Below are 25,014 nucleotides of genomic sequence, written 5' to 3'. Positions count from 1 at the left end.
GTTGAGACTAAGCTTATTAAGTTTTACACTGAGAATAAGTAAAAATGGTAGATTTTACCGTCATTTATATCCTATTGTAGTCAATTTTCTTAGGAAGTTTGCTCAATGAAAACAAAAATACTCTTCAGTTTATTTGCTGCCCTAATTGTAGTGGTGGCTTCAGCCCAATCAGATAAAGAAATTATTGAAATTTCTAGTAAAAAATGGCAGTGGCTGGCCAATAAAAACGTAGATTCATTGAACGGGCTATTCCATGCCAAAAGTGATTTTGTCCATATGGGTGGAACCTGGGGCAAGGAACGTGAATTGGATATAGTCAAAGGTGGATTTATATGGTACAAGCAAGCCGAAGTGTATTCTAATGCCGTTAAGTTTTTTGATAATACAGCCGTATTATTAAGTGATATAGACTTGATTGCAGTGGTGGGTGGAAATGATGCCATTAATTCATTTATGGTAACTGAAGTATATGTAAAAGAAAAAGGGAGTTGGCAATTATCACAACTTACTTTTTCCAAGTTGGCGAGGCCTGTAAAAGTCAAAACGAATTAATTTTAAATATTGCGTCATGGCAAAATTTCAATTGAAAGTTAATGGCAAGCAATTGTCGGTAGATGTGGATCCTTCAACGCCCTTACTTTGGGTATTGAGAGATCATTTACATTTAGTAGGGACAAAGTTTGGATGTGGTGCGGGTGCTTGTGGTGCTTGCACCGTGCATTTAAATGGAAATGCGTTACGTTCTTGTCAACTACCTGTATCAGCTGTGGGCACACAAGCAATCACTACTATTGAAGGTATTGCTCCCTCCGAAACAGAAATGCATCCTGTGCAAAAAGCCTGGTTGGAACTCGATGTAGCACAATGCGGCTACTGCCAAACGGGTCAGATCATGTCGGCGGTTGCCTTGTTGAAACGCAATCCCAATCCCTCCGAAGCAGATATAGAAGCAGCCATGACTGGAAATATTTGCCGTTGTGGTACTTATATACGAATTAAAGCCGCCATCCAAAAAGCCGCTAAATCAACTACCAAATAATTTTTAGAAAATGAAAAACGAAAATAAAAATCAAAGCAGACGTTCGTTTCTGAAAGTTACTTCCTTAACGGGCGGTGGAATGATGATTGGCATTAGCTGGTTTGCGAATCTGATTCCCAATGAAGCCATGGCGAATGTAGCAGACAATAATAATTGGGTTCAACTCAATGGTTTTATTCAAATTACGCCAGACAATCAAGTTAAAATATTCAATCCTAATCCAGAGTTTGGAACCAATGTAATGACTTCACTACCCATGATGGTAAATGAAGAATTGGAAGCAGACTGGAGTAAGGTAAAAGTAGAAATGGGGGATTATGATACCCCTAGGTTTAAAAGTCAGTTTACTGGTGGAAGCAGAGCAATGGCTATGGCATGGATGCCTTTGCGTACAGCAGGGGCAACTGCTCGATTGATGTTAATGCAGGCGGCGGCCAATGAGTGGTCGGTTCCTATGTCGGAGTTGACTGTGTCTAAAGGCTTGGTGATGCATAAAGGTTCGAATAAGTCGGCCAATTATGGACAACTAGCTACTGCGGCGGCTAAGCTCCCTAAGCCAGAAAAAGTAATATTGAAAAAACCAGGTGAATTTAGTTTGTTGGGTACTCCGCAAAAAAATAAAGTAGGAAAAGAAATCGTGAGTGGTCAATCGCTTTTTACTATGGATTATCAGGTAGAAGGGATGTTGATTGCCATGGTGATTCATCCTCCTGCATTTGATATGCAACTCAAATCTTTTGATGCAACAGAAGCGTTGAAAATGCCTGGCATTAAAGATGTATTTGAATTTCAGGTGTACAAAGATGGCTATGTTAAAGCTGGGTTTGATACGCGTACATTCAATAGACTCATTGCAGTGGTAGGGAATTCTACCTGGGAAGTGATGAATGCGCGCAAAAAAGTGGTGGCTCAGTGGGAGCCTATTCAAACCACCAAAGAACCCGTTATGGCAAGAGGTGGAAAGCGAGATGAAATTATACCTGAAGGATTAGAAAGCACCGAATGGCATTTACAAAAAATGCAGGAGATGCAAAAAAAGCCCACCCGTGTGGCAAGAAAAGATGGAGATCCTGAAGCAGCATTTAAAAATGCAAAGCGGGTAATTGAAAGAACTTATACGGCTCCCTTTTTGGCACACAATCCTATGGAGCCCATCAGTTGCTTTGCGCATATCACAGATGAAAAAGCTTTGTTTGTTGCACCGATTCAGATTCCTGAAATGATGAAACAAAATTTAGTAACCAATCTGGATATCCAACCTGAGAAGATTGAAATGAAATTGGCCAGAATGGGAGGAGGATTCGGTCGCAGAGCATATGGGCATTATATTGTAGAAGCCGGGCATATTTCTAAAAAAGTAAAAGCGCCTGTAAAATTGATTTACACCAGAGAAGATGATATGACCAATGGGATTTATCGTCCAACCTATATCATGACCTATAAGGCTGCCATAGATGAGAACAACAATGTAACTGCATTGCATGTGATTGGAGGAGGATTTCCCGAAAGTCCTTTGCATGAAAACAGATTTCCTGCTGGCGCGTTCGACAATTATTTAGCAGAAAGTTGGGAACTACCCACCAATATTACGATAGGTGCCTATAGAGCTCCTCGATCCAATTTCAATGCCAGTGCTGAGCAATCTTTTTTAGATGAGTTGGCAGAAGCAGTGGGAAAGGATCCGTTGGATTATAGAATAGAATTGTTGAAAAAAGCAAAAGCCAATCCAGTTGGTAAAAACAACGATTATGATGCATCCCGTTATATGGGTGTATTGGAATTGTTGAAAGAGAAATCCAATTGGGGAAGTCCTTCTACTAAAAATGCAAAGCGCGGGGTTTCTGCTTATTTCTGTCATGCATCTTATGCAGCCCATGTGGTGGATATTACTATGAAAAATGGCCAGCCTTATGTGGAGAAAGTAGTAACAGCGATGGACTGTGGATTTGTGGTAAATCCTGAAGGTGCAAAGAATATGGTGGAAGGTGCCGTAATTGATGGGATAGGGAATGCTTTGTATGGGGAACTTGTTTTAGAAAAAGGAGTAACCCTGCAAAAGAATTTGAACAACTACAGAATCATCAGACATAGAGAAGCACCAAAGAAAATAGAAGTGCATTTTGTACAGAATAATATTGATCCAACGGGATTGGGCGAACCGCCATTTCCTCCTGTGTTTGCTGCTGTGGCCAATGCGTTGTATAAGGCAACTGGTAAGCGATTGTATCATCAACCTTATTTGAAAGAATTAAACAAAGCCTAGCAATTTTTATTTTCTGCCCAAAAAGTGAAAGTTCGTTTGGTTTTAAACCAAATGGCTTGTTGAGTGTAATTGCAGTGAATAAAATTATCATTGCATTTATATGACCAACATCGAACTATTAAAAGCGGAATTACATTCAACTAGAGCATCATTGTTAGCGCATCCTGTATACGCACAAATCAATGATTTACCCGGATTGGTAAAATTTGCTGAGCACCATGTTTTTGCTGTATGGGATTTCATGAGTTTGCTAAAATCATTGCAGCGTCATTTAACCTGTATTGAGCATCCTTGGATGCCCAAAGGAAATGCAAATACAAGGTTCCTTATCAATGAAATAGTTACCGGTGAAGAGTCAGATGTGGATGAATTAGGAAATCGCATTAGCCATTTTGAGCTGTATTTGCAAGCCATGCAACAGATGGGAGCTAATACCCAATTGTTAGACAGTTTATTTGTTGAAATTCGGTCTGGGAAATCTATTACTCAGGCAATATCTGATGCTGCCATAACTCAAGAAGTGAAGGACTTTCTTCACTTTACTTTTGACACCATCGAAAATCAACCTGTGCATGTGCAAGCCGCTGTGTTTACTTTCGGTAGAGAAGACTTGATTCCAGATATGTTTATGAAAATCCTGGAAAAAATTCACGAAGAATATCCAGAGAAAGTATCCATTTTCAAATATTATATTGAAAGGCATATTGAAGTAGACGGTGGACATCATAGCCAATTGGCACTAGAAATGGTATCGTCATTGTGTGGTGATGACAAAATCAAATGGGAGGAAGCTACAAAGGCTTCAATAGCATCCCTAAAAGTAAGAGCACAATTGTGGGACGGGATTTTAAAGTCTTTATCTTAGGGGGTAAATATGGATGTTGTTATTAATGATCTTCGTTACAACCTGATTGAACTCGAAAAAGATTGCTGGACTCGCCTGGTGAACGGGGCAGTAAAAGGGAGAGACCCTTTTCACTTACCTGCAGTAGCCAATTTTTCTGATGGTGAAATAAGTTTGCGCACTGTTGTATTACGCAAAGCATTGCCTGAGCAAAGAGAGTTGCGATTTCATACCGATATTCGTAGCCCGAAGTGGAAAGCCTTACAAGTGAACCCCACTATTAGTGCTTTGTTTTATGATGCTGCTTCCCGAATTCAGTTAAGAGTGAAAGGGAATGCGGTGTTGTATTTTAATGATTCAATTACGGCAGAAGCTTGGGAGAAAACCAATTTGTCGAGCAGAAGATGTTATTTAACGCCATTTACTCCTTCTGATTTTTCTGATATACCAACAAGTGGATTGTCACCTCATATTGAGCAGGAAGAATTTTCGCTGGAAGAAAGTGAAGTAGGGAGGGAGAACTTTGGGGTTGTTGGGATTAAAGTTGATTCAATTGACTGGGTTTGGTTAAACCATGCGGGTCATAGAAGGGCATTCTTTGATTATGTTAGTGGGGAGTATCGGTGGATGATTCCTTAGGCTTTTCTCGCTTTCACTCTTGCCTTACTTTAACTTACCCTCACTACAGTTTAGGCATAAAAAAAGCTCCGAATTTCTTCGGAGCTTTGTGATCCCGCTGGGAGGCTTTTAGCTCAAAAGTTAATTAAACAAGGTTGAACGAATTTGTACAAGATTATACATGAAACTCAATAATAGCAACGGTTTCATGAAATTGAATTACATATTTGTCATCCAAACCTGTACAACGTAGTTGAAACATGTTTAACACTTTTGACACTAAAATTGACACTAATATGGCTACGCTGAAGTTTTATCTGCAACCGCAGAACAAAAAAAATCGATTCCCTGTAATGATGGTTTATCAGGAGAAAGGTAAGAAATTCCGATTTTACACAAGAGTAACAATTAAAAAAGAAAATTGGGTTAAAAACAGTTTTAAACCAATTAGTCTAGAGGATTTTGTGAATAAAGAGAAATTGACGGTATGCCAGTCTGTAATTTCTGAGATAGAAAAGGAGGCAATACAGCATGATAGATACTTGTCTGTGGAAGAAATGGCATTGGAATTTCGTGAGCGAATAAAGAAAACAGATGCTTTCAATGAAATGGGGGCAAATAGGAAAAATCAACAGATAATTGCGACACAGTCTCAGTTTTTCACTCATTTTGATGAGTTTGTAGAACAGTCTAAGGCTACTAAAGCTAAAGGGACTATTAGGCATTATGAGGGCTTTAAACGTCTTTTGATTAAATATGAGACACATTCTGGGAAACCCATTGATTTTGAAGCAATTAATAATAGTTTCTTTCAAAAGTTTCATCACTATTTGATCAATATAGAAAAAATGATGAATAATACAATAGGAGCACAGATTAAAGAATTGAAAGTTTTTTTGAACTATGCAATGCGTAATGAGTTAACACAAGTCAAATATAATTTCAAAGACTTCAAAACAATAAAGGAAGATGTTGATATTATCTCAATGAATGAAAATGAGTTATTTAGACTTTATGAATGTAAAACTTTAAACAAACAACAAGATATAGCAAGAGATTATGTCTGTTTTGAATGTTTCACAGGACTCAGATTCTCAGATATATGCCGTCTCAAAAATGAAAATATTAAAGAAGATTTTATTGAATTAAGGACAAAAAAGACAAAAGACATATTATTTGTTCCTCTAAATGTCTTTGCAAAGGAGATTCTGGCTAAGTACAAAGGAATATATAAGGATAGTCCTCTGCCTCCACCATACTCAAACCAAAAGGTTAATACTTATATTAAAGAGGCTGCAAAAGAGGCTAAAATTGATGAATTGACTATGGTTGAGAAGTTTAGTGGGTCGAATAGGGTAGTATTTACTAAGCCTAAATATGCCTTTATTTGTACACACACAGGAAGAAGGACTTTTATTACTCTTTCTCATGAAAAAGGTATGAACATTGAAATGATTATGAAAATCACAGGGATTAAAAAGTGGGACACTTTGAAAAAATACTTAAAAGTTTCAGAAAAGAGTAAATTGATGAAGATGAACGAGTTCTGGAATAGAGATTCTATGGTTTCAAATCCAATTAATTAGAATTAATAGTTTATGTCTTATATAAATAATTTAACTAAGTCACAATTTGCTGCGGAGTTAAGTTTTCTTTTAAAGCCTTTACAGGATCAAGTTGCAAAACTTGAAGGGGTAATTGATGCTATGAAAAGAGAGCGTTCTGGGCAACAGATTGAATTTTTAAGCACCAAAGAAGTCCAAGAACTTCTTGGAGTAAGTAGGGGAACTGTTTATAATTATATAAAAGCTGGTAAGCTAATTCAGCATAACCTAAGTTCTGGTAAAGTTGTGTTTGACAGAGAAGAAGTATTAAGATTTATAAAATTGACTAAAAAATAATCGTATGACAAAATATACAACTTTTGAAAGTTCAAAAATTGTTCTAGAATTTCTCGAAAAGTACAAATCTGGGATTGAAGAAAAGCCGACTAAAATTGAATACTTCTGTTTAACTCTTAAAAAGCCTTTTTATGAAAAATTGAATTGTGCATATTTACAAACTAATGATTTAAAAGAAGGAATTCTTTACGAAGGACTTACAAACAGATTTTTCTATATTAGTACTGATCATTTGGGAACAATTTCTATGAATGAATTATCAAAATCAGTAAATACAAAATTTCCTAAGTTATTAAAAGACAAAATGTTCTGGGTTTGCGGTAATAAAAGAGATAAAGAAGTGAATTTATTAGACATGTCTAATGCTAACCATTCAAATTGAGTTTATGCTATACGGTAAATTACCATATGAACAAATAGAACAGCTTAGACCTTTAATAGAAGAAATTGTAAACAATCAAGTTGCTCTTGCTATGTCAAGATTTTCAGAATTGTATGAACAAAGTTTGAAAAGGCAAAAGACTGAAAAATATTATAATATAAAAACACTTTGCGATGCAATTAGTAGAACTAGACAACAAGTGCGCAATTGGGAATTGGGAAAAGTTCACAATATTAATATTTCTGAATATATAACCCGAAATGGTCGCCTTAAATTGTACGATGTTGAAGGTATCAAAGCATACTTGAAAAGGAAAAATAGGTTAATCTAAGTTGTTAAATTACCCCTCAATTTTAGTCAAAATATGAACGATTTTTTTAGAAAAAATGAATGTAAAGCTTTGTAAAGCGTTTAGTAAACTAAATTCCACATAGTGGGTACTGTTTGGCAGATGTTATAGCACATCTGCCTTTTTTAATTATCGGTTTTTATTAGTCTTTGTAAATACTTTATAGGATTGCTGCAATTATGCCTGTGTAAATTATATATGCTTGTATTTGATTATTTAGGCTGAAATATGACGTTTTTGATAGCTGGTGATACAATGTTGTTTCTTGGTTGTGAAAGGTCAAAGAAGGTGCTTTAAAATCGTATTTGCGAGTATTCACTTTTATCAATTTTTTATTGATGTTTTTGTGAAGAAAATTCGCTGAATTTTAATTATTTTTTAAATCATGTTACTTCTTTTGAGTTAGGATCTCTTGCCAGAGGGGCTCGCTTCGCGAAGAGGAATTTCAAGGATATTGGATTGGGAGATCTGGTTGTGCTTTTATTCAAGTATGATTGTAACCTTATTCCTCTTTATAGATTTACGATTTAGTAAAAGTAGTTTGGATATGCTGTAGCAGTTTTATTTAAGGGCTAATAATTATTTCTATATTTTTTATACAGAAAGATTGTAATTAATAACTTGAAATGGAAACAATTAAGGAGATTAGTTTAGAACTTGAAACTGGATTTGATAAAGAATTAAAGGGATAATTGAAACTATTAAAAAAATAAAAAAGGCTAATCTAATGATTAGCCTTTTTTAAAATATATTATTACTGAGTAAGTTATATAGCTGTTGGTATATCAGCAGGATTTAATTCGGGGTGCCTTTCTAAGTACTTATCACGAAGATATATACCCATTATATTCGAGATTGTGCCCATATCCAATGGGATGGTAATTTCTTGCCCATCTTCTAACTTTTCTTTATAATATGGATTTTTGAATGCATAATCCTTTATTTTATTAAATGATGCATGATTTGAAATTTTTGAAATTACAATTGGGGCAAATGTTTGACAGTCTAGTGCAGTTTTTATGCCTTCAGCATCCATATTTGTAATTAGTTCATTAAGATTTTTATTAACGAAATCTTCCCCTCCAATGGTAACAAGTATCTTTTTACCTAGTTCAGTTAGTTGTATTGGACTTTTTGAAATAAATAAAGATGTTTCCATCTTGCCGTCTTTACTTTTTAAGTAAACGATTAAACTATTAAAAGATCCATTCAATGTATTTAGTGATGAACTAATTGATTCAAGCTGGGGGGTCAAATGGCGATCTATCTTTTGGCATTCAGCCTCAACTTTTTTCAGACGATTCATCGAATTATTATAAAATTTAGCAAATAACCATGTTACTATTACTGCAATAATAGTAATTACTAATTGCGGGTAGTGCTGCCCAATTAATTTTAAGGCTTCTTCAAACATAGAATAGGAAGTTCTTTATAAAAGATTAAATATGTACCATAGTGCTTTGCTGCTTAAACACAGCTTCGCCATCTAAGTCACATCAATTTAATTTATTTGGATAGCATGTGGGGGAATAGGTAGCTATCAATAATTTAGTGTAAAACAAAACAATATTACACAGTTTTTAAAAACTATTGTGTAAAATTAGCTTAAACTTTGGTATTATTGAAATTATTTTTAATATAAATGACTAAATTTAACTTCTTTAATAAGTTAAAAGCAAATGAATATTAGTATTTTTTGCAATGTTTTCATCTATTTATTTTCAACAAGTTTCAATTCTTCTAAATATGAAAGAGTTTCTGCAATATCAAAATATTTATCCTTAAGTAGCTTTACTTTATAATTATCTGGTAAGTAATTTCCCCATTTTGAAAAATCTAAAATGCTAGGGGACTGTTGCAAAAGATTTGAAATGTGGGTATCAATTTTTGGTAGTGATTCTAGTAAATCTTCCCATTTTTGAAAGAGATCTTGTTTTGGTATTTCAATTTCAAAAGTGCTTGTTTTTTCGTCTAGATTGTTTTTAATTCCAACAATATTTAAAAGCAATTGTATTGTTCTGTTGATTTTAGTTCCTGTGAATGTATACAAGATAATTTCTTTCTCAGATGAAAGTAAAGGTCTTTCATTTGTAAAATTATTTATATTGAATACGGAAAATTCTTTTCGCATTATTTCTAACTCTTCATAACTTGAATTATCTAGAAAATCGTATTCTGTAGTGGAATACAAAACTTCAAACATTTTCTCTCGAATTTTCTGGTGAATAATAACTCCAATACCTAAGAATTTAGGAATTTTCCCATCTTTCGTAGGGATAACCTCGATTTTTTTTGCTTTTTGGTCAATGTACTTTATTTTCCAAATTCTTGCTGAAAGAAAAATATTTTCATCTTCAATAATTTGAGTTGTAAATGGTATCTCGCCAATAGTATTTCCAGAGTTTACAACTTTAAAACTTTCTTCTGTTTTAAATACACTATAAAATTCTCGATTATTAACTATTTTTTCACCTTCGATTCCAATAATTACCTCCGTTTGTATTCTCTCAAGAAAATCGATATCTATTAAATATTCTAGGATTTCTTTTATTTCATTTTGATCAATGTTTACAAATGAAAAATTTCTTTTTAGTTGATTTATTAATTCTGCTAATTTAATCCCTGATTTTCCTTTAGTTATTGATAATGCTTGATGAACTAAAATATCATATGGTCTATCATTTTTTTGCGGAGGTTCAATATAATTCTCTTTATACAGTAGCCAACAGGAAATAGCTTGTAACAAAGTCCATTTATTTGTAGCATATAAATATAAATTACTTTTTTCACCATCTTTTCGACCACTTCGTCCTACTCTTTGAATTAATGATGCGATACTATGTGTCGCATCTATTTGTACCACTTCATCAACTGTACCGATATCTATGCCAAGTTCTAAAGTTGATGTACAAGAAATACAGAAGTTTTGTCGATTATTATTTTTCGCAAAATATTCAACATATTCTCTTACTTCTTTATCGACTGATGAATGGTGAGAAAAGTAATTTGGATGCCCTTTTACTCGATCAGAAATTTTTCGAAGTTTTACAGCAACTTCTTCTGCACGTCCTCTACTATTCGGAAAAATTAAAACCTTGTTGTCTTTTGTTTCAAGATACAAATCTTTTAAAAGTTCAATTGGTAATTCCTCATTTTCATTTTTGAAAAATCTAAATTTTGCGTTTATTTCTTTGGGTGTACTATCTAATAAAACTTTTGTTTTATGCTCATTACCAGTGAAATTTTTAGCTTCATTATAATCGCCAATGGTGGCTGATAATCCTATGATACTAAAATTATTTGTATTAATATCCTGTAATCTTGATAGAATTGATTTTAATTGAGTGCCCCGATCAGAGCCAATGAATGAATGTATTTCATCGACAACAACATACTTTAAATTTGAAAATAATTGCTTGATATTATAAGGCTTATTTACAAACATGGCTTCTAAAGATTCAGGAGTAATTAAAACAATTCCATTAGGGGCTTTAATTAGTTTTTCTTTTAAAGTCTTGTTTGCTTCGCCATGCCACTTTGTAACTTGTACATCAAGGTTTTTACATAGTTCCTCAATTCGATAAAATTGGTCATTTATTAAAGCTATAAGTGGTGATATGTATAGTACTTGTACTCCTGATTCATAAAAATTGACTTTTGATAAAATTGGTAAAAAAGCAGCTTCAGTTTTTCCTGATGCAGTCCTTGATGCTAAAATAAAATTTTCATCAGATGCCAAAATTTTAGAAATCGCTGCTGATTGAATTGGTCTCAATTGATCCCAACCTTTGCTGCGAATGAATTTTCTTATGGGTTCTGAAAGTAAGTTGAATGACATTATAATTCTTCTATATTATCAAGTAATCCTTCATTAGGTCTTTCATCGGAAATTTCTAAATTTCTAAAAAGTGTTTTCTTGTCTAATGTAGGATTTTGCCTTATTATATTTAAAATATTCAAAAAGTCACGGATTACTTCTCTAGGAGTCAAAAATTCTGTAGCTCCTGGTTTATTAAATATTTCTTCCATGAACTGTTGAATTTCTATATCATCAATAGAAATATTGCTTTTGTAATTATAGTCAAATATGTGTTTCAATTTTTTAAGTAAAACAAATATTTCATTATGATCAAGCGGCATTAATTTGATAACAGGTTGTGCAAAGTCTCTTATATTAGCAGTTTCAAATTTATTTGTTACAAGCCTAGATTTTAAAGCATTGTAACTAAAAAGACCTCTTCTTTCATTTTCTAATACTTCTTTAGTGCCTGCGAAATTAAAAAATAAATTGGCAACCTTTCCTTGGAAACAATCATTATAAATTGCTAGGATCTTTTCATAATTCTTTTCTCTCATTACTGAAGTCGAAATTTTGTAAAGATTTATTGCTTCATCTAAATTTATCATGAATCCACTGTAGCCCATACTTACGAATAATTTGCAAAAATTCTTAAGCATGTCATAATAATTTAAGTCATTAATTATTTCTCTAACCCCCAAGTCTTGCTTTGCTTCAGTTTTTGTTCTGTATTCCCCTTTAAGCCACTTTAATGCATTTCTCCTGAGATTTTCATCATCTTTAATATAACCTTCGTAATATTTCATTACAACTAAACCGAAATCATAGCCACCTACTTCAGTGATTTCATTAATAGTCTGCATAATGTTATTTTTAATAACATTTAAATATTCATCACTTCGAATATTCGTTATAGAGATATTATTATCTGATGCAGTTTTATTTATGATTTGTTCAATCCACTTTTCAAGTAATGTTGATAATGCACCGCCTTCTGGTTTTGTTTGAATTGCTATGTTGTCGATAATTGCTGAATAGAGGGAAACAGCTTTCCCATCATTTGAGTACAATCGATTGTCAGGTGTAAAGTCTGCATTGGCAACTACAAACTTTTGTTTTAATGCTACTGTATTTAGTAAATGAAGCATAAAAGATTTACCTGAACCAAAATCACCAATCCAAAATTTAACCATACTGTGTCCATTCTTAACATCTTCTAATGCACCAACTACAGCATTGATTTCTTCTGAACGTCCAACCGTTATATGTTGAACTCCTATTTTTGGAACAACACCACCGATCAATGAGTTAATTATTGCAGTTGCTTCTTTTGGTTTAATATTGTTTATCATTTTTAGTAATTGTATTATAGTAATTTATATTTATAGTGTATAATTCATCCTCTTCCTCAATCAAAATATCATCTAATATTTCATAGCAAATTTCATTTATGCTATCAATTAATTGATTTTTAAAGATCCCTTTTGATTTTGCGTAAGTTTCTATTTCATTTTGTTGTATGGTGAAATTACTCTTTGCGAATAGTTGAATAATATATAATTGTTGTTCTGAGAAATTTAAATCTGAAATATAGTTGGATGATTTTTGAGATTCGTTTTTTTGAGTTATATATATTTCAATTTCATTATTGTTTAATTCTTGCGAATTAATTAAAATATTTTCATCCTCAAAATCATCTTTCAAATATTCGTTAAGAAGGTCAACAGTTCCTGAATGAAGTTTTTGTACTTCATTTATAGTTTTACCATCAAGTTGAATTTTCTTTCGTTTTAGTTCATAAATATTATTTACTTTTTTTATTGCCTCTTCTAAATTTTTATTTGTAATTAATTCACTTACAATTTTTTCAAAAGTGTGTAATTGCTCATTTGTGTTAAAAAGTATTTTCTGAACAGTTTTTGTAATTTGTTTATTGTCGAATGTATTAGATTTTAAATCATAATATATGTAGTATAGATATAAAGTAACTGATAAAACTTTATCATATTTTGCAATAAACTTTGATCCTTCAAAATATATATTTTCAATTGAGGGATTATTTTTATTTAAAATTCCAAGTTGTATTATAGACTCGAAAAACGATTCTGGATTGTTTTTATAGTTTGCTGTTATTTGTTCAAGTTTAACTTTCCATCGACTTGTATTTTGAGCATTTAATTGTATTTCTGTTAACTCGTCAGGTGGTGAAACTGTTATAATTAAATTAGGAATGATTTCTTTTATTTTAGAAGTTATTTTTGTTTCAATTTCGTTTTTTAATTCAGTTGAAGAACTATAAATATCTGTATTTAATTTTCTTTTGTGGTTGTATAATTCCCTAACAGAGTTTTCGCAAATTTTGAAAATATTTGAATATAATTCTCTCTGAATATTCTCGATACTATAATTATAATTATCGCTACCGTATTTGTATTTATAATGTCTTTTAGCAATACTATCAGAAATATTTATTATTTCCTTCTCTAATGTTGTTCCTTCTAAAATAAATTTCTTTTTAATGTTTTTTATTATTAAAATATACAATTTTATAATCTCGATGAAACAGTATTCTATTTCACAAAAATTATTATTTGGATACCATAATTTATTAAGAATTTGTTCTTCTTCAATTGAAAGATTTAATTTGTCTTTATACTTACTCCCTAATTTCCAATAATCATATTCTAAAGTTTGTTCATATAGGTCTGGTAAGTTGGTATAACTTCTATTATTTAAAGAATTGTTTGAGAAGCTTGACACAAGTTTCTTGCTTAAGTATTTGTCACCATAATATTTTGTAATTGGGTAGTATTGCTCTAATACTTTAATTTGATTGATTAATTTTGAGAGATTTAAGTGTTTGTCATATTCATTTATTAAATCAAATAGTAGAATAAATGCATAGTTTGTGTTTCCTTCTAAGTCTAAACATGTATCATTGAGAAAATAGGTTTTGAATCTATTATAGAAATGTTTCTGCTCAATTGTAGCATTTTCAATTTCATTATAAGAATAAACATATTGATGTTTCCAATATGGGACTTCAGTATCATTTTTAATTAGAGGGTAATAAATTTTGTAAGTTTGATCACTTACATCAATAATAGTATCTTCAATTATATCTTTTTTGGGAGCTGTTGATAATTGATTAGTGCTATTATTATAATTTTGTTGATCGCTCATTAGATTTTTTATTTCTAATTTCTTTTCAGAAAATAATCTAGTATTGTTTGTATTTTGTTTAGTGTTATTAGGATTTGGTTTAAAAACATTTATAAGAATGAGTATTAAAAAAAATACTAAGATTGATAATATAAAAAAATCCATTAATATTGAATTGTTTAAATTCTACTAGAGTAGAAACTAATAATTATATAATATAAAACACTATTTAATTTTCTCGGATATTACTTTCGTCATTTTCATGTTCAATCTTCGTTTGTTCAAGAAACCATGATGCTAAATAGGCTGTAAATGTTCCAAATAAACCTACCCCAACAGTCATTAATATTGCAGCTATAATTCTTCCTTCAGTAGTTACAGGAAATTTATCACCATACCCAACAGTTGTTATAGTAACGTATGACCACCAAATTGCATCTTCAGCAGTTTTTATGTTACTATTGGTATTTGTTTCAAACTGCAAAATTGCAACTGATGAAAATATAATCATTAAAACAGCAATTATTGATGCGGATGTTAAAGCTCCTTTTGTTTTATTCTTGAAAATATAATGAACTAGATTTTTTGTTGAACGAAAAGCTCTCAATATTCTTAGTAACCTTATTAGTCGTAACATTCTTCCAGCTCTCATAATATCTAGTGTAGGAATACTAGATATTAAATCAATCCAACCCCATTTTAAAAATTTCAATTTGTTTTCTGATTTGTAAAGTTGTATACAAAAATCTATTAAGAAAACAATGCAAATAATATTATCTAGAATATTTAGTGTTCGTGAAACTTCTTTTGGAAGTTGAAAAAACGTATCTATCGTTAAAGCTAACAATACATATATAGATAGTATTATTATTACTAAATTGAGTTGGCTAACATTATTTTTATTTTTAGTATGTTCCATGATATTTAATTATTTGATTAAAGAAATCATAGTGAACATTTATATTTTACTAAAATGATTGGTTATTTAAATAATGTTATTTATTAAAAATGATTTCAATTCATTTAAATAATCTGATTCTAAATTCCAATAGTTATTGTTATCATACTGTATCTTTTTTGAATTTTGATTTGTAGCTTCGACATAAGCGTAAAACTTCGATTTTTTGGATAGTACTAGATTGAAGTTTTGGGAATTTATACAATTTTCGTAGGCATCAAAACATGTAAGTAGATGTATATTTTGTTCAGGGATTATCTTTAAAACTAAATCTTCAAAACAGCCATTATCGATATTATTTGGTTGTAAGAATAGTTCAAATTTTAAGTTTAATTCATCTCTTTGGTTATATAACTCTATTCTCCTTGTATCAATATCATTGTCAGCATCAAATATTACTATATTTGTTATATTTGAATTGGTGGCCTCTAAAAACTTTGTTTTTACTAGTGGTATTTTAGTCCATCCTTCTGTTTTGACATATGAAACAATTTTGTCAGCAATACCAAGAAAGTTACAATATGTTTTAATAAATTGTATATCATCTCCCTCTGTAAAAATTTGATATTGCATATTTAAAATTCTCCTCTTATTTCAATATTGTTTTCCATGGCATAATGAAACGAATCAGAATTATAATTATATACATTTAAAATTCCAGATTCATTTTTTGAAACTGTTGACACATTTATTTCATCTTTATAATTTAACATTGTAGTGTCTTCCTCAAATAGATTTTTTAAAATCATTAAGACTTCTTTACTATGTGTTGTTATAAAAACTTGAATATCATATTCCTTTGCTGATTTAAGTATTAGTTTTAGGATGTTTTTTAATGTCTTAAAGTGAAGACCATTATCAATTTCATCAATTAAAATAATTCCTTGTCCTTTTACAGAATACATATTTGCAATAATTGCCAAATATTTTAAAAAACCATCTCCCATTAGGTTGGCTGGAATCATCTTATTTGCTCCAATATCAATATAAACTAATCCATTACTTGTCACAATATCTTTGATGTTTGTATCGATATTCTTTAAATTGGAAATAATATCTGCTTTACTTTTATCGATTATCATTTTATCTAATCTTTGAATAATCTCAGTTGGATTTCTAAAGCCATTTCCTAAAAAAACTCCTTTAATGTTTAGATTTAATTTTTTGTTTGAAGGTTTTACTTTTAAATTAAAAAGGTTATCTTTTTTTTCTGCTATTATGCTTGTACTAATTATTTCTTTTTCTTTGTGAAATAGTTTTACACTAGCTTTAAATACTAGAGAATTGATATTATCTATATTTGAATTTTCAATTGAATTTGTTAACGGACTTAAAGTTGATTTAAGCTCACTAGTGTTAATTGATTTTTGAATTTTTTCAGCACTTTCTGGGATAATCTCTAAACTTATATTAGATTGTTTTAATTGTAAATCGGCAGATAATGTTGGAATTAGTGCATAATTCAAGTTGTAGAATATAAATGAAAAGTCTTCTTCTTTATTGTGTCCCAAATTTCTGAATAAATCAATATTGACAGAAAGGATTGGGTTATTATAACCTGTTAATAAAAATATTGCTTCTAAGATGCTTGATTTGCCACAATTGTTTTTCCCTAGGAATATGTTTATTCTTTTTAATTCTGTGAGTTCACATTTTTTTATTCCTCTAAAGTTTTCAATTTTGAAGCTCTTATACATGTCAATGATTTAAAGGCAATTTAAGTAATTAAAATATCAATCTAATTTTTCAACAGATTGATAAGTAGCAATTGCATCTGTAAATTGAATTTCATACTTTACGTATCTGTTTTTCATTTAGGGATTTGCTAAGATTCTTGTTGCTGGTTAATTAGATTGGATAGAGATTTTATCAATTTACCTTAATAATAAAATAATTTTAGTGAAATTATTTAAAAAAAGTATAAATTGACACCAACTTTTGACACCAATTCAAAAAAAAACCGCTTAAACTTAGTGTTTAAACGGTTTTAATTTTTGTGTTGTGATCCCGCTGGGACTCGAACCCAGGACCCATACATTAAAAGTGTATTGCTCTACCAACTGAGCTACAGAATCTTAAAGATTTTCGTTACCGTTATCTTTAATTTGGGTTGCAAAAATAGGATAAATAAAAACACAGCCAAATTTTTATTGAAAAATTTTAGAATTTTTCTTTCTCAGTTGCAGTTTTCTTTGGTGTATTTTTGATGGAATTAAACAAAATTAAAAGATGTCGGCGTTTCAAAACAAAGTGGTGGTTATTACCGGAGGTTCAGAGGGGATAGGGAAAGCATTGGTTACTTTATTTCTAGATGCTGGTGCTAAAGTGGCAACCTGCGGAAGAAATTATGATAAATTATATCAGTTGCAATCCGCCAATTCCGGCAAACCATTGATAATTCACACGGCCGATGTGAGCAAAGAGCAGGATTGTATCAATTTTATTCAGGTGGTTGTTAAACAATTTGGTACCATCGATATTTTAATCAACAATGCAGGGGTTTCTATGCGTTCATTGGTAGAAGATGCCAGTTTTGATGCCATCCGGAAAGTAATGGATATTAATTTCTGGGGTACGGTGTATTGCACCAAATTGGCGATGCCTTATATTCTTAAAAACAACGGAACCATTGTTGGGGTTTCCTCAATCGCAGGATTCCGTGGCCTTCCCGGAAGAAGCGGTTATTCTGCATCCAAATATGCTGTGAATGGCTGGTTAGAAAGTTTAAGAACTGAGCTGTTGGATTCCGGTACCAATGTGATGTGGGTTTGTCCCGGATTTACTACCAGCAATATTCGTAATGCAGCATTGGATAAATCGGGTTTGCCCAATGGAGAGTCTAAAATGAACGAAGATAAAATGATGTCTGCCGAAGAATGCGCGCAGCATATTGCCAAAGCAATCGAAAAAAGAAAGCGCACACTGGTTCTTACTTTCACCGGAAAACGCACAGTGTTTCTGAATAAATTCTTCCCTTCCTGGGCAGATCGTCTGGTGCGTAATTTTTTCTTTAAAAATGGGCAATTGGTAAAATAAATATTAGTGGTTTAGCGTTACGATAACGCATGCCTATACTGACCCTGAGTTCTGATATTGGCCAACGAGACTTTATTGTTGGTGCCATCAAGGGTCAATTCCTGCAAACCATACCCGACTTGAATCTGGTGGATATTACCCACGATTTGTCGCAAACGAATTTGCCACTGGCTGCTTATATCTGCAGCAATGCATTTCGCTTTTATCCGGCAGGTACATTTCATCTCGTTTTAATGAATGTTTTTGAAAATGAAGTCAATCATGTTTTAATTGCCCATCACCAGGGGCAGCATATTATTTGTGCCGATAATGGTCTTATAACCATGATGACAGGAGAAAAGCCGGCACAGATTATTCGCGTCCCCATTCAGCAAAAAGCGGGTTTGCTCTCTATTACACAAGAAATTTCTATTGCTTTGGCTAAGATATTTAAGGAGGGAAGGGTTACCGCTGCGGGATCGGTTACGCAGCAAATGGTAGAGAAATATCCGCTGAAGCCCACCGTGGGTGAAAACTGGATTGAGGGACAGATTCTGTTTATAGACAATTTTGAGAACGTAGTGGTTAATATCACTCAGAAAGACTTTGAAGAGCATCGGAAAGGAAGAAATTTCAAAATTGAAGTGAAGCGACAGGAAGTGATTGAGAAAATTAGCGAAAACTATGCTACTGTGCCAGAACATGGTAAAATTGCCTGGTTTAATTCGGCCGGATACCTTGAAATAGCCCTTAGAAACGGGAACATGGCAGGGCTGTTTGGACTGCAGGGATACAACGAACAAATGCAACGTTCAGGTGTTTCCAATGGAAATAAATGGTTTTACCAGACCATTCGCGTATTCTTTGAATAAACATAGTATTTTCGCATCCACAAAACTTTAATTTATCATTTTTAATTAATACTGTTATCATGGCATATGATGTAATTGTCTTGGGAAGTGGTCCTGGTGGATACCCCGCAGCAATCCGTGCTTCTCAGCTTGGATTTAAAGTGGCGATCATTGAAAAGGAAAGTTTAGGAGGCGTTTGTTTAAACTGGGGTTGTATCCCAACCAAAGCGCTTATTAAGAGTGCACAAGTGTACGACTACATGAAACATAGTGCCAGCTACGGTATCAACGCAACAGGCGTGCAGCACGACTTTGGTGCGGTAATCAAAAGAAGCCGTGGAGTTGCAGACAAAATGAGTAAAGGAGTTCAATTCTTAATGAAGAAGAACAAGATTGATGTGATCATGGGCTATGGTAAAATTAAAGCCAAGGGTCAAGTTGAGGTAACTGCAGCAGATGGTAGCAAACAAATTGTAGAAGGTAAACATATCATTATAGCAACTGGTGGTAGAAGCCGCGCATTGCCTAATTTACCACAGGATGGTAAAAAGGTAATTGGTTACCGTGAAGCAATGGTTTTGCCTGAGCAGCCTAAGTCTTTGATTGTAGTTGGTAGCGGTGCAATTGGTGTTGAATTTGCTTACGTATACAATAGCATGGGTACCAAAGTAACCATCGTTGAATTCATGCCAAGAATTGTTCCTGTTGAAGACGAAGATATTTCCAAAGAATTGGAAAAGCAATACAAGAAGCAAGGCATTGAAATCATGACCAATGCTTCAGTTGAATCTGTAGATACTGCCGGTGCAGGCGTTAAAGCTACCGTTAAAAAACAAGACGGGTCAGTTGTGGTATTGGAAGCAGATGTATTGTTGAGTGCAGTAGGGGTGGTTGCTAATATTGAAAACATTGGTTTGGAAGAGAACGGTATCAAAACTGAAAAAGGAAAAATCATTGTAGATAAATTCCAGCAGACATCTGTACCTGGTATTTATGCAATTGGTGACTGTTCTCCTGGTCAGGCTTTGGCACACGTTGCTGCTAAAGAAGGTATTAACGCTGCAGAGCATATTGGTTATATGGAGAAGAAATTCCACCATTTGCCTGAAGCAATGGATTATAACAATATCCCCGGATGTACTTATTGCATTCCTGAAATTGCCAGTGTTGGTTATACAGAGAAAGCTGCGAAAGATGCAGGTTATGATATAAAAGTGGGTAAGTTCCCATTCATGGCCAGCGGTAAAGCAAGTGCTGCCGGTGCCACTGAAGGTTTCATAAAAGTTATTTATGATGCTAAATATGGTGAGTTCCTTGGTTGCCACATGATTGGAACCAACGTAACGGAAATGATTGCGGAAGCAGTTGTAGCCCGTAAGTTGGAAACCACTGCACACGAAATTCTGAATGCAGTTCACCCGCACCCAACCATGAGTGAGGGCTTAAAAGAAGCGACTGCTGCAGCTTATGGTGAAGCAATTGATATCTAAGAATTTTATAAGCCTATAGTTATAAAGGGATCCCGGTCAGCAAATGGCCGGGATTTTTCATTTTTGGCCTTAATTTGACCATTTTGGGTTCTCCCTAGTTTTTAACGTTTCTGGCTTCTCTGTATCTACCAACCAGTTGGTATTTATTAATTTTGCTATATTTTATGCCGATAACTTGGTATCTTGGCGTTGTAATCCTGCTGACTGGTTTACCCCCCAGACTAATTCAGCGCAACCGTACACACCTATGAGTCTATTGAAAGTAGATCAATTGCTGCCAACGCAATTATTGAATTCATTGATTTTTTCTGTAGTCATCACTGACTTATCAGGAAGGTTCTTGTACGTGAATCCATTGTTCCAACACAAGTTCTCTCATATTTCCACCGACCTAACTCAAAATCATTTTGCGGATACTGTTTATGCAGAAGACGTAAAAGCCTGTAATGAAGCTGCGCGAACCTGCATTAAACATCCGGTTCAGCCCGTTTCCATCACAGTAAGAAAAGCTTGTGAAGGGGAAGAGTTTTTCTGGACACATTGGGAAATTTCAGCGGTAAAAGATGAGGCGGGTAATGTAATTGGTATTATGTCTGTAGGCCATGATGTTACTACTACAGAAACCAATAATGAGAAAGCTACAGAGCTATCCGAGAGCAGGGCATATGTAAAAGAGTCCACCCACGAAGACGAAGACCTGGCTTTATTGTCATTGGTTGCACACAACACAACCAATGCGGTAGTCATAACCGATAAGGATGAAAATATTACCTGGGTAAACGAAGGGTTTGTACGTATCATGGGGTATACGGAAGCAGAAGTTAAGGGTAAAAAAATCTATTTCTTCCTGGATGGTGCACAAGAAGTAACGGATAAAATCAAGAAAAGAATTCGTTATTCACTCGATAATAAACTCGCTTTTACCGAAGAAGTAAAAGTGGTTAACAAGCGGAATAAATTGGTATGGCTGGAATTGAACGGTAAGCCTTTGTTTGATGCAGCCAATACATATATAGGTTTCATGTCTACAGACAATGATATTACAAAACGTAAGAATGCAGAACAGGAGCAAAGAGAAACACTGGAAAGACTTTCTCTGGCTACAGACTCTGCTCAAATTGGTGTTTGGGAAGTAGACCTAACAGATGGCAATACATTCTGGGACGAAAAAATGTATGACCTATATGGATTTGCCAAAGACACACCATTTCCTCCATATAAGATCTTCAAGAAAATGATGCATCCGGATGACAAGGAAATGATGAAGAAGATATTATCTGGATTAGCTGAGGGAAAAAAATCCATTGATTCTGCCATCTATCGAATCAATATGCCTAACGGTAAAATCCGTTACATTGAAGCACACGCTATTGCTCAGAAATCTGCCGATGGAAAGCCGATACGTTTAATTGGTACCAACCGTAATATCACTGATGATATTGCCGTGCAGGAAAAAATGAAAACACAAAACAAGGTCTTGCGCGATATCGCTTTTATTCAGTCTCATGAAGTAAGAAGACCATTAGCGAATATTCTTGGTGTGATTGAAGTATTAAACAGCAGTAACTCAGTTCAGAACAAGGAAATCTTTGATCACCTTATTGAAAGTGCTAACGAGTTAGATATGCAAATCAGAAGTATCGTTAAAAAGACGAATAATCTGGATGGTATTTTTTCTAATGGTTAAATCACCATTTTCAAACATTATAATTTTACTACGACTTCTCTTAACCTTACCAGTTGTTCCAATAATGCAGGCAATACTTGCAGCGGTAACATATTTGCTCCGTCGCTTTTGGCAACAGATGGATTCGGGTGGGTTTCTATGAATAAGCCGTTTGCGCCAGTGGCAATAGCTGCTTTGGCAATGGTGCCAATCATTTCGGGGTTTCCACCGGTTACGCCTGAGGTTTGATTGGGTTGTTGCAAAGAGTGCGTACAATCCATGATAACTGGAACTCCGTGGCTTTGCATAATCGGTAGGTTGCGATAATCAACAACCAGGTCCTGGTATCCGAAAGTATTTCCTCTTTCCGTAAGCATGATTTGCTGGTTGCCTGCACGCTGAATTTTTTCTACTGCAAATTTCATAGACGCTCCACTGAGGAATTGCCCTTTTTTAACATTCACGATTTTTTGTGTTTCAGCTGCTGCTTCCAGTAAGTCGGTTTGTCTGCAAAGGAAAGCAGGAATCTGAAGAATGTCTATAAAGGGCGCAGCCATAGCCGCTTCTTCGTGCGCATGAATATCTGAAGTGGTAGGTAACTGATAGGTTTCACCTACTTTTTTAATTAAGGAAAGGCCGGTTTCGTCGCCTAATCCGGTGAAGGAACTTGCACTGGTTCTGTTGGCTTTTCTATAACTTGCCTTAAATACATAAGGTATGCCCAGTCTTTTACAGTGCTTACTTACCGTGTCTGCAATTTCCATTACAATTTCTTCAGATTCTACCACACAGGGGCCTGCAATCAGAAAAAAAGATTCGGGATTGTATTGTTGATTTTTAAATAAATCCTGCAAAAAATTAGGCAACATATAATAAAGATTGTACTTGATTCAATAAAACAAAAGTAAAGGAATTGTCATTCATTTTTTCGTTTCTTTGCTCCTCAATTGATTGCCATGCCTAGCAGAAAAGATAAAATTTTAGTGATAGGAGCCTGCGGACAAATTGGTGTTGAACTAACGCTGGCTTTAAGAAAGCAATACGGAAACAACAATGTTGTTGCTTCTGACTTAAGAGAAGAAAACCCTTTATTAAAGGGAACCGGCCCATACGTAAGCATGGACGTGATGAACAAGGAAATGTTGCACGTTCAGGTTATCCGTCAAAACATTACACAGATTTACCTGCTGGCAGCTATTTTGTCGGCAACAGGAGAAAAGAACCCGAATCTGGCCTGGCATTTGAATATGCAAGGACTGTTGAATGTGCTGGATATTGCGCGCGAAGAGAAACTGCATAAAGTTTACTGGCCCAGCAGCATTGCTGTATTTGGTCCAACTTCTCCCAAGCAGTTGTGTCCTCAGCAAACTATTATTGAACCCACTACAGTATATGGTATCAGCAAGTATGCGGGTGAGTTTTGGTGTAATTATTATCACCAACGATATGGTGTGGATGTAAGAAGTATCCGTTATCCGGGACTTATTAGTTATAAGTCTGCACCAGGGGGTGGTACAACTGATTATGCTGTTGAAATTTATCTGGAAGCCATTGAGAAGCAAAAGTATACCTGCTTCTTATCTGAAGATACGTATCTGCCGATGATGTATATGCCTGATGCAATCAGAGCCACTATGGAATTAATGGAAGCACCCGCAGATAAAATTTCTGTAAGAACTTCTTATAATGTAGCTGGTATGAGCTTCTCTCCAAAAGAAATTGCCGGGAGCATTAAAGAACAGATCCCTACGTTTGAAATGAGTTACAAACCAGATTCAAGACAAGCCATTGCTGACAGCTGGCCACAAAGCATTGATGACAGTGTTGCAAATAAAGATTGGGGCTGGAAGCCCCAATACGATTTGTCTTTGATGACGAAAGATATGTTGGAAAACCTGCGCAAATAGCGCAGGTTTTTTGTTAGAATGCAATTGAGTCTGTTGCTTAGAAACGAATTCCCAAACCAATGTTCACGGCTCTGATACCAGCCCAAGGTCCGTCAGATATAATTCGTGCACCATTGCTGTTTACGGTATTGGTAAACTTGAAAGGCTTGGCATCAATTTCATCAAGGTTCTTCTTTAATTCAGTTTGCTCAAATGAATTCAGTGAAGATGCAAAATTCAAATCTCCTTTGCTGGTTCCGTAGTGACCTCCAATAATTTGAAAATCGAAAACCAACTTGGTTGCAATCTGAAACTGATAACCAATCATTAAACCAGCGCTGGTACTTTTTATTTTTCCACTAAACAAAGCTTCTTTCTCTACCAATGGAGTAGTAGATGCTGTGTATTTAATAGGCGCACCTAAATCGAATGTTGCAAAGCGAACATAAGGGGCAAGATAGAATCCTTTCATTCTGCCCATACCCAAATAAATGCGTAATTCAGGTGTAATAGCTGTATTGCCAATTTGGAAATTATCTAGGTTAATATCGTTGCTGTTAATGGCTTCTTTAAACTGATCTTTAAATGGAAGAGCGCCCTTGCTCATGGTTCTATAACTGATAGAGAAAGAAACACGCTTGGTTAAACTTCTTTCATAAGTAAAATGTAGGTTTCTGGCTGCCATTGATCCTACGTTCCATTTGATGATATTTTTACCACCAATTAATTTTTGTGCATCTGCTTGCAAAAATGGCAAGAACATGGCCAGTACAAGTAACTTTTTCATATAG

23 protein-coding genes and 1 tRNA gene are annotated in these 25,014 nt (G+C 33.8%); 14 read left to right on the top strand and 10 right to left on the bottom strand.

Annotated features, from left to right (window positions below; all coding sequences use genetic code 11):
• Positions 1-105: 105 nt before the first annotated feature.
• From TEGAF0_RS04700 to TEGAF0_RS04660, 9 genes are all read left to right on the top strand, one after another.
• On the top strand, positions 106-552 hold the full coding sequence (locus tag TEGAF0_RS04700; protein WP_264900469.1) for a nuclear transport factor 2 family protein: 447 nt from the start codon (positions 106-108) through the stop codon (positions 550-552).
• A gap of 16 nt (positions 553-568) precedes the next feature.
• Positions 569-1,039 (top strand): (2Fe-2S)-binding protein, encoded by a 471-nt coding sequence (locus tag TEGAF0_RS04695; protein ID WP_264900468.1) that lies wholly within the window; start codon positions 569-571, stop codon positions 1,037-1,039.
• Between the two features lie 10 nt (positions 1,040-1,049).
• A complete protein-coding gene (locus tag TEGAF0_RS04690; protein ID WP_264900467.1) occupies positions 1,050-3,302 on the top strand; it encodes a xanthine dehydrogenase family protein molybdopterin-binding subunit in 2,253 nt (750 codons plus the stop codon).
• 100 nt (positions 3,303-3,402) lie between these two features.
• The gene (locus tag TEGAF0_RS04685; RefSeq protein ID WP_264900466.1) at positions 3,403-4,167 is read left to right on the top strand and encodes a DUF3050 domain-containing protein; all 765 of its coding nucleotides are present in this window, start codon (positions 3,403-3,405) and stop codon (positions 4,165-4,167) included.
• 9 nt (positions 4,168-4,176) lie between these two features.
• Positions 4,177-4,785 (top strand): PNPOx family protein, encoded by a 609-nt coding sequence (locus tag TEGAF0_RS04680; RefSeq protein WP_264900464.1) that lies wholly within the window; start codon positions 4,177-4,179, stop codon positions 4,783-4,785.
• Between the two features lie 275 nt (positions 4,786-5,060).
• A complete protein-coding gene (locus TEGAF0_RS04675; RefSeq protein ID WP_264900463.1) occupies positions 5,061-6,350 on the top strand; it encodes a site-specific integrase in 1,290 nt (429 codons plus the stop codon).
• A 12-nt stretch (positions 6,351-6,362) separates the two neighbouring features.
• A complete protein-coding gene (locus TEGAF0_RS04670) occupies positions 6,363-6,665 on the top strand; it encodes a helix-turn-helix transcriptional regulator (protein WP_264900461.1) in 303 nt (100 codons plus the stop codon).
• 4 nt (positions 6,666-6,669) lie between these two features.
• Positions 6,670-7,047, top strand: a complete 378-nt coding sequence (locus tag TEGAF0_RS04665) for a hypothetical protein (protein ID WP_264900459.1) — start codon at positions 6,670-6,672, stop codon at positions 7,045-7,047.
• Positions 7,048-7,051: 4 nt separating this feature from the next.
• Positions 7,052-7,378: a hypothetical protein gene (locus tag TEGAF0_RS04660; RefSeq protein WP_264900457.1), complete on the top strand. Its 327-nt coding sequence runs from the start codon at positions 7,052-7,054 to the stop codon at positions 7,376-7,378.
• 784 nt (positions 7,379-8,162) lie between these two features.
• Here the strand turns inward: TEGAF0_RS04660 and TEGAF0_RS04655 are convergent.
• From TEGAF0_RS04655 to TEGAF0_RS04620, 8 genes are all read right to left on the bottom strand, one after another.
• On the bottom strand, positions 8,163-8,810 hold the full coding sequence (locus TEGAF0_RS04655; RefSeq protein ID WP_264900455.1) for a hypothetical protein: 648 nt from the start codon (positions 8,808-8,810) through the stop codon (positions 8,163-8,165).
• 297 nt (positions 8,811-9,107) lie between these two features.
• Complete coding sequence (locus tag TEGAF0_RS04650; protein WP_264900453.1) at positions 9,108-11,234, bottom strand: DEAD/DEAH box helicase; 2,127 nt, start codon at positions 11,232-11,234, stop codon at positions 9,108-9,110.
• A complete protein-coding gene (locus TEGAF0_RS04645) occupies positions 11,234-12,547 on the bottom strand; it encodes an ATP-binding protein (RefSeq protein WP_264900451.1) in 1,314 nt (437 codons plus the stop codon). The genes TEGAF0_RS04650 and TEGAF0_RS04645 overlap by 1 nt, the downstream gene beginning before the upstream one ends.
• The gene (locus TEGAF0_RS04640) at positions 12,531-14,522 is read right to left on the bottom strand and encodes a tellurite resistance TerB C-terminal domain-containing protein (protein WP_264900450.1); all 1,992 of its coding nucleotides are present in this window, start codon (positions 14,520-14,522) and stop codon (positions 12,531-12,533) included. The genes TEGAF0_RS04645 and TEGAF0_RS04640 overlap by 17 nt, the downstream gene beginning before the upstream one ends.
• A gap of 64 nt (positions 14,523-14,586) precedes the next feature.
• Positions 14,587-15,276, bottom strand: a complete 690-nt coding sequence (locus tag TEGAF0_RS04635; RefSeq protein ID WP_264900448.1) for a potassium channel family protein — start codon at positions 15,274-15,276, stop codon at positions 14,587-14,589.
• 66 nt (positions 15,277-15,342) lie between these two features.
• The gene (locus TEGAF0_RS04630) at positions 15,343-15,888 is read right to left on the bottom strand and encodes a DUF3226 domain-containing protein (RefSeq protein ID WP_264900447.1); all 546 of its coding nucleotides are present in this window, start codon (positions 15,886-15,888) and stop codon (positions 15,343-15,345) included.
• 2 nt (positions 15,889-15,890) lie between these two features.
• The gene (locus TEGAF0_RS04625) at positions 15,891-17,012 is read right to left on the bottom strand and encodes an AAA family ATPase (RefSeq protein ID WP_264900445.1); all 1,122 of its coding nucleotides are present in this window, start codon (positions 17,010-17,012) and stop codon (positions 15,891-15,893) included.
• Positions 17,013-17,317: 305 nt separating this feature from the next.
• Positions 17,318-17,390: transfer RNA gene (locus TEGAF0_RS04620), tRNA-Lys, on the bottom strand.
• A 154-nt stretch (positions 17,391-17,544) separates the two neighbouring features.
• Here TEGAF0_RS04620 and TEGAF0_RS04615 point away from each other — a divergent pair.
• From TEGAF0_RS04615 to TEGAF0_RS04600, 4 genes are all read left to right on the top strand, one after another.
• Positions 17,545-18,351, top strand: coding sequence for an SDR family oxidoreductase (locus tag TEGAF0_RS04615; protein WP_264900444.1), 807 nt, complete (start codon positions 17,545-17,547; stop codon positions 18,349-18,351).
• A gap of 29 nt (positions 18,352-18,380) precedes the next feature.
• A complete protein-coding gene (locus TEGAF0_RS04610; protein WP_264900442.1) occupies positions 18,381-19,202 on the top strand; it encodes an SAM hydrolase/SAM-dependent halogenase family protein in 822 nt (273 codons plus the stop codon).
• 59 nt (positions 19,203-19,261) lie between these two features.
• Positions 19,262-20,671, top strand: coding sequence for a dihydrolipoyl dehydrogenase (lpdA, locus tag TEGAF0_RS04605; protein WP_264900440.1), 1,410 nt, complete (start codon positions 19,262-19,264; stop codon positions 20,669-20,671).
• 247 nt (positions 20,672-20,918) lie between these two features.
• A complete protein-coding gene (locus TEGAF0_RS04600) occupies positions 20,919-22,358 on the top strand; it encodes a PAS domain S-box protein (RefSeq protein ID WP_264900439.1) in 1,440 nt (479 codons plus the stop codon).
• A 17-nt stretch (positions 22,359-22,375) separates the two neighbouring features.
• Here the strand turns inward: TEGAF0_RS04600 and kdsA are convergent, their stop codons facing one another.
• Positions 22,376-23,206 carry a 3-deoxy-8-phosphooctulonate synthase gene (gene kdsA, locus TEGAF0_RS04595; RefSeq protein WP_264900438.1) on the bottom strand — a complete coding sequence of 277 codons (831 nt, stop codon included), beginning with the start codon at positions 23,204-23,206 and terminating at the stop codon, positions 22,376-22,378.
• 87 nt (positions 23,207-23,293) lie between these two features.
• On the opposite strand from kdsA, the gene TEGAF0_RS04590 reads away from it, so the two are divergent.
• Entirely contained in the window at positions 23,294-24,244 is a 951-nt protein-coding gene (locus TEGAF0_RS04590) for an NAD-dependent epimerase/dehydratase family protein (RefSeq protein WP_264900436.1), read from the top strand.
• A 37-nt stretch (positions 24,245-24,281) separates the two neighbouring features.
• Here the strand turns inward: TEGAF0_RS04590 and TEGAF0_RS04585 are convergent, their stop codons facing one another.
• Positions 24,282-25,010 (bottom strand): DUF3575 domain-containing protein, encoded by a 729-nt coding sequence (locus TEGAF0_RS04585; protein ID WP_264900434.1) that lies wholly within the window; start codon positions 25,008-25,010, stop codon positions 24,282-24,284.
• Between the last annotated feature and the right edge of the window lie 4 nt (positions 25,011-25,014).

The sequence above is a fragment of the Sediminibacterium sp. TEGAF015 genome (assembly GCF_025997995.1).
GTDB lineage: Bacteria > Bacteroidota > Bacteroidia > Chitinophagales > Chitinophagaceae > Sediminibacterium.
Note: the sequence above shows the minus strand (reverse complement) of the source record. Positions and strands in the feature narration are given on the sequence as shown.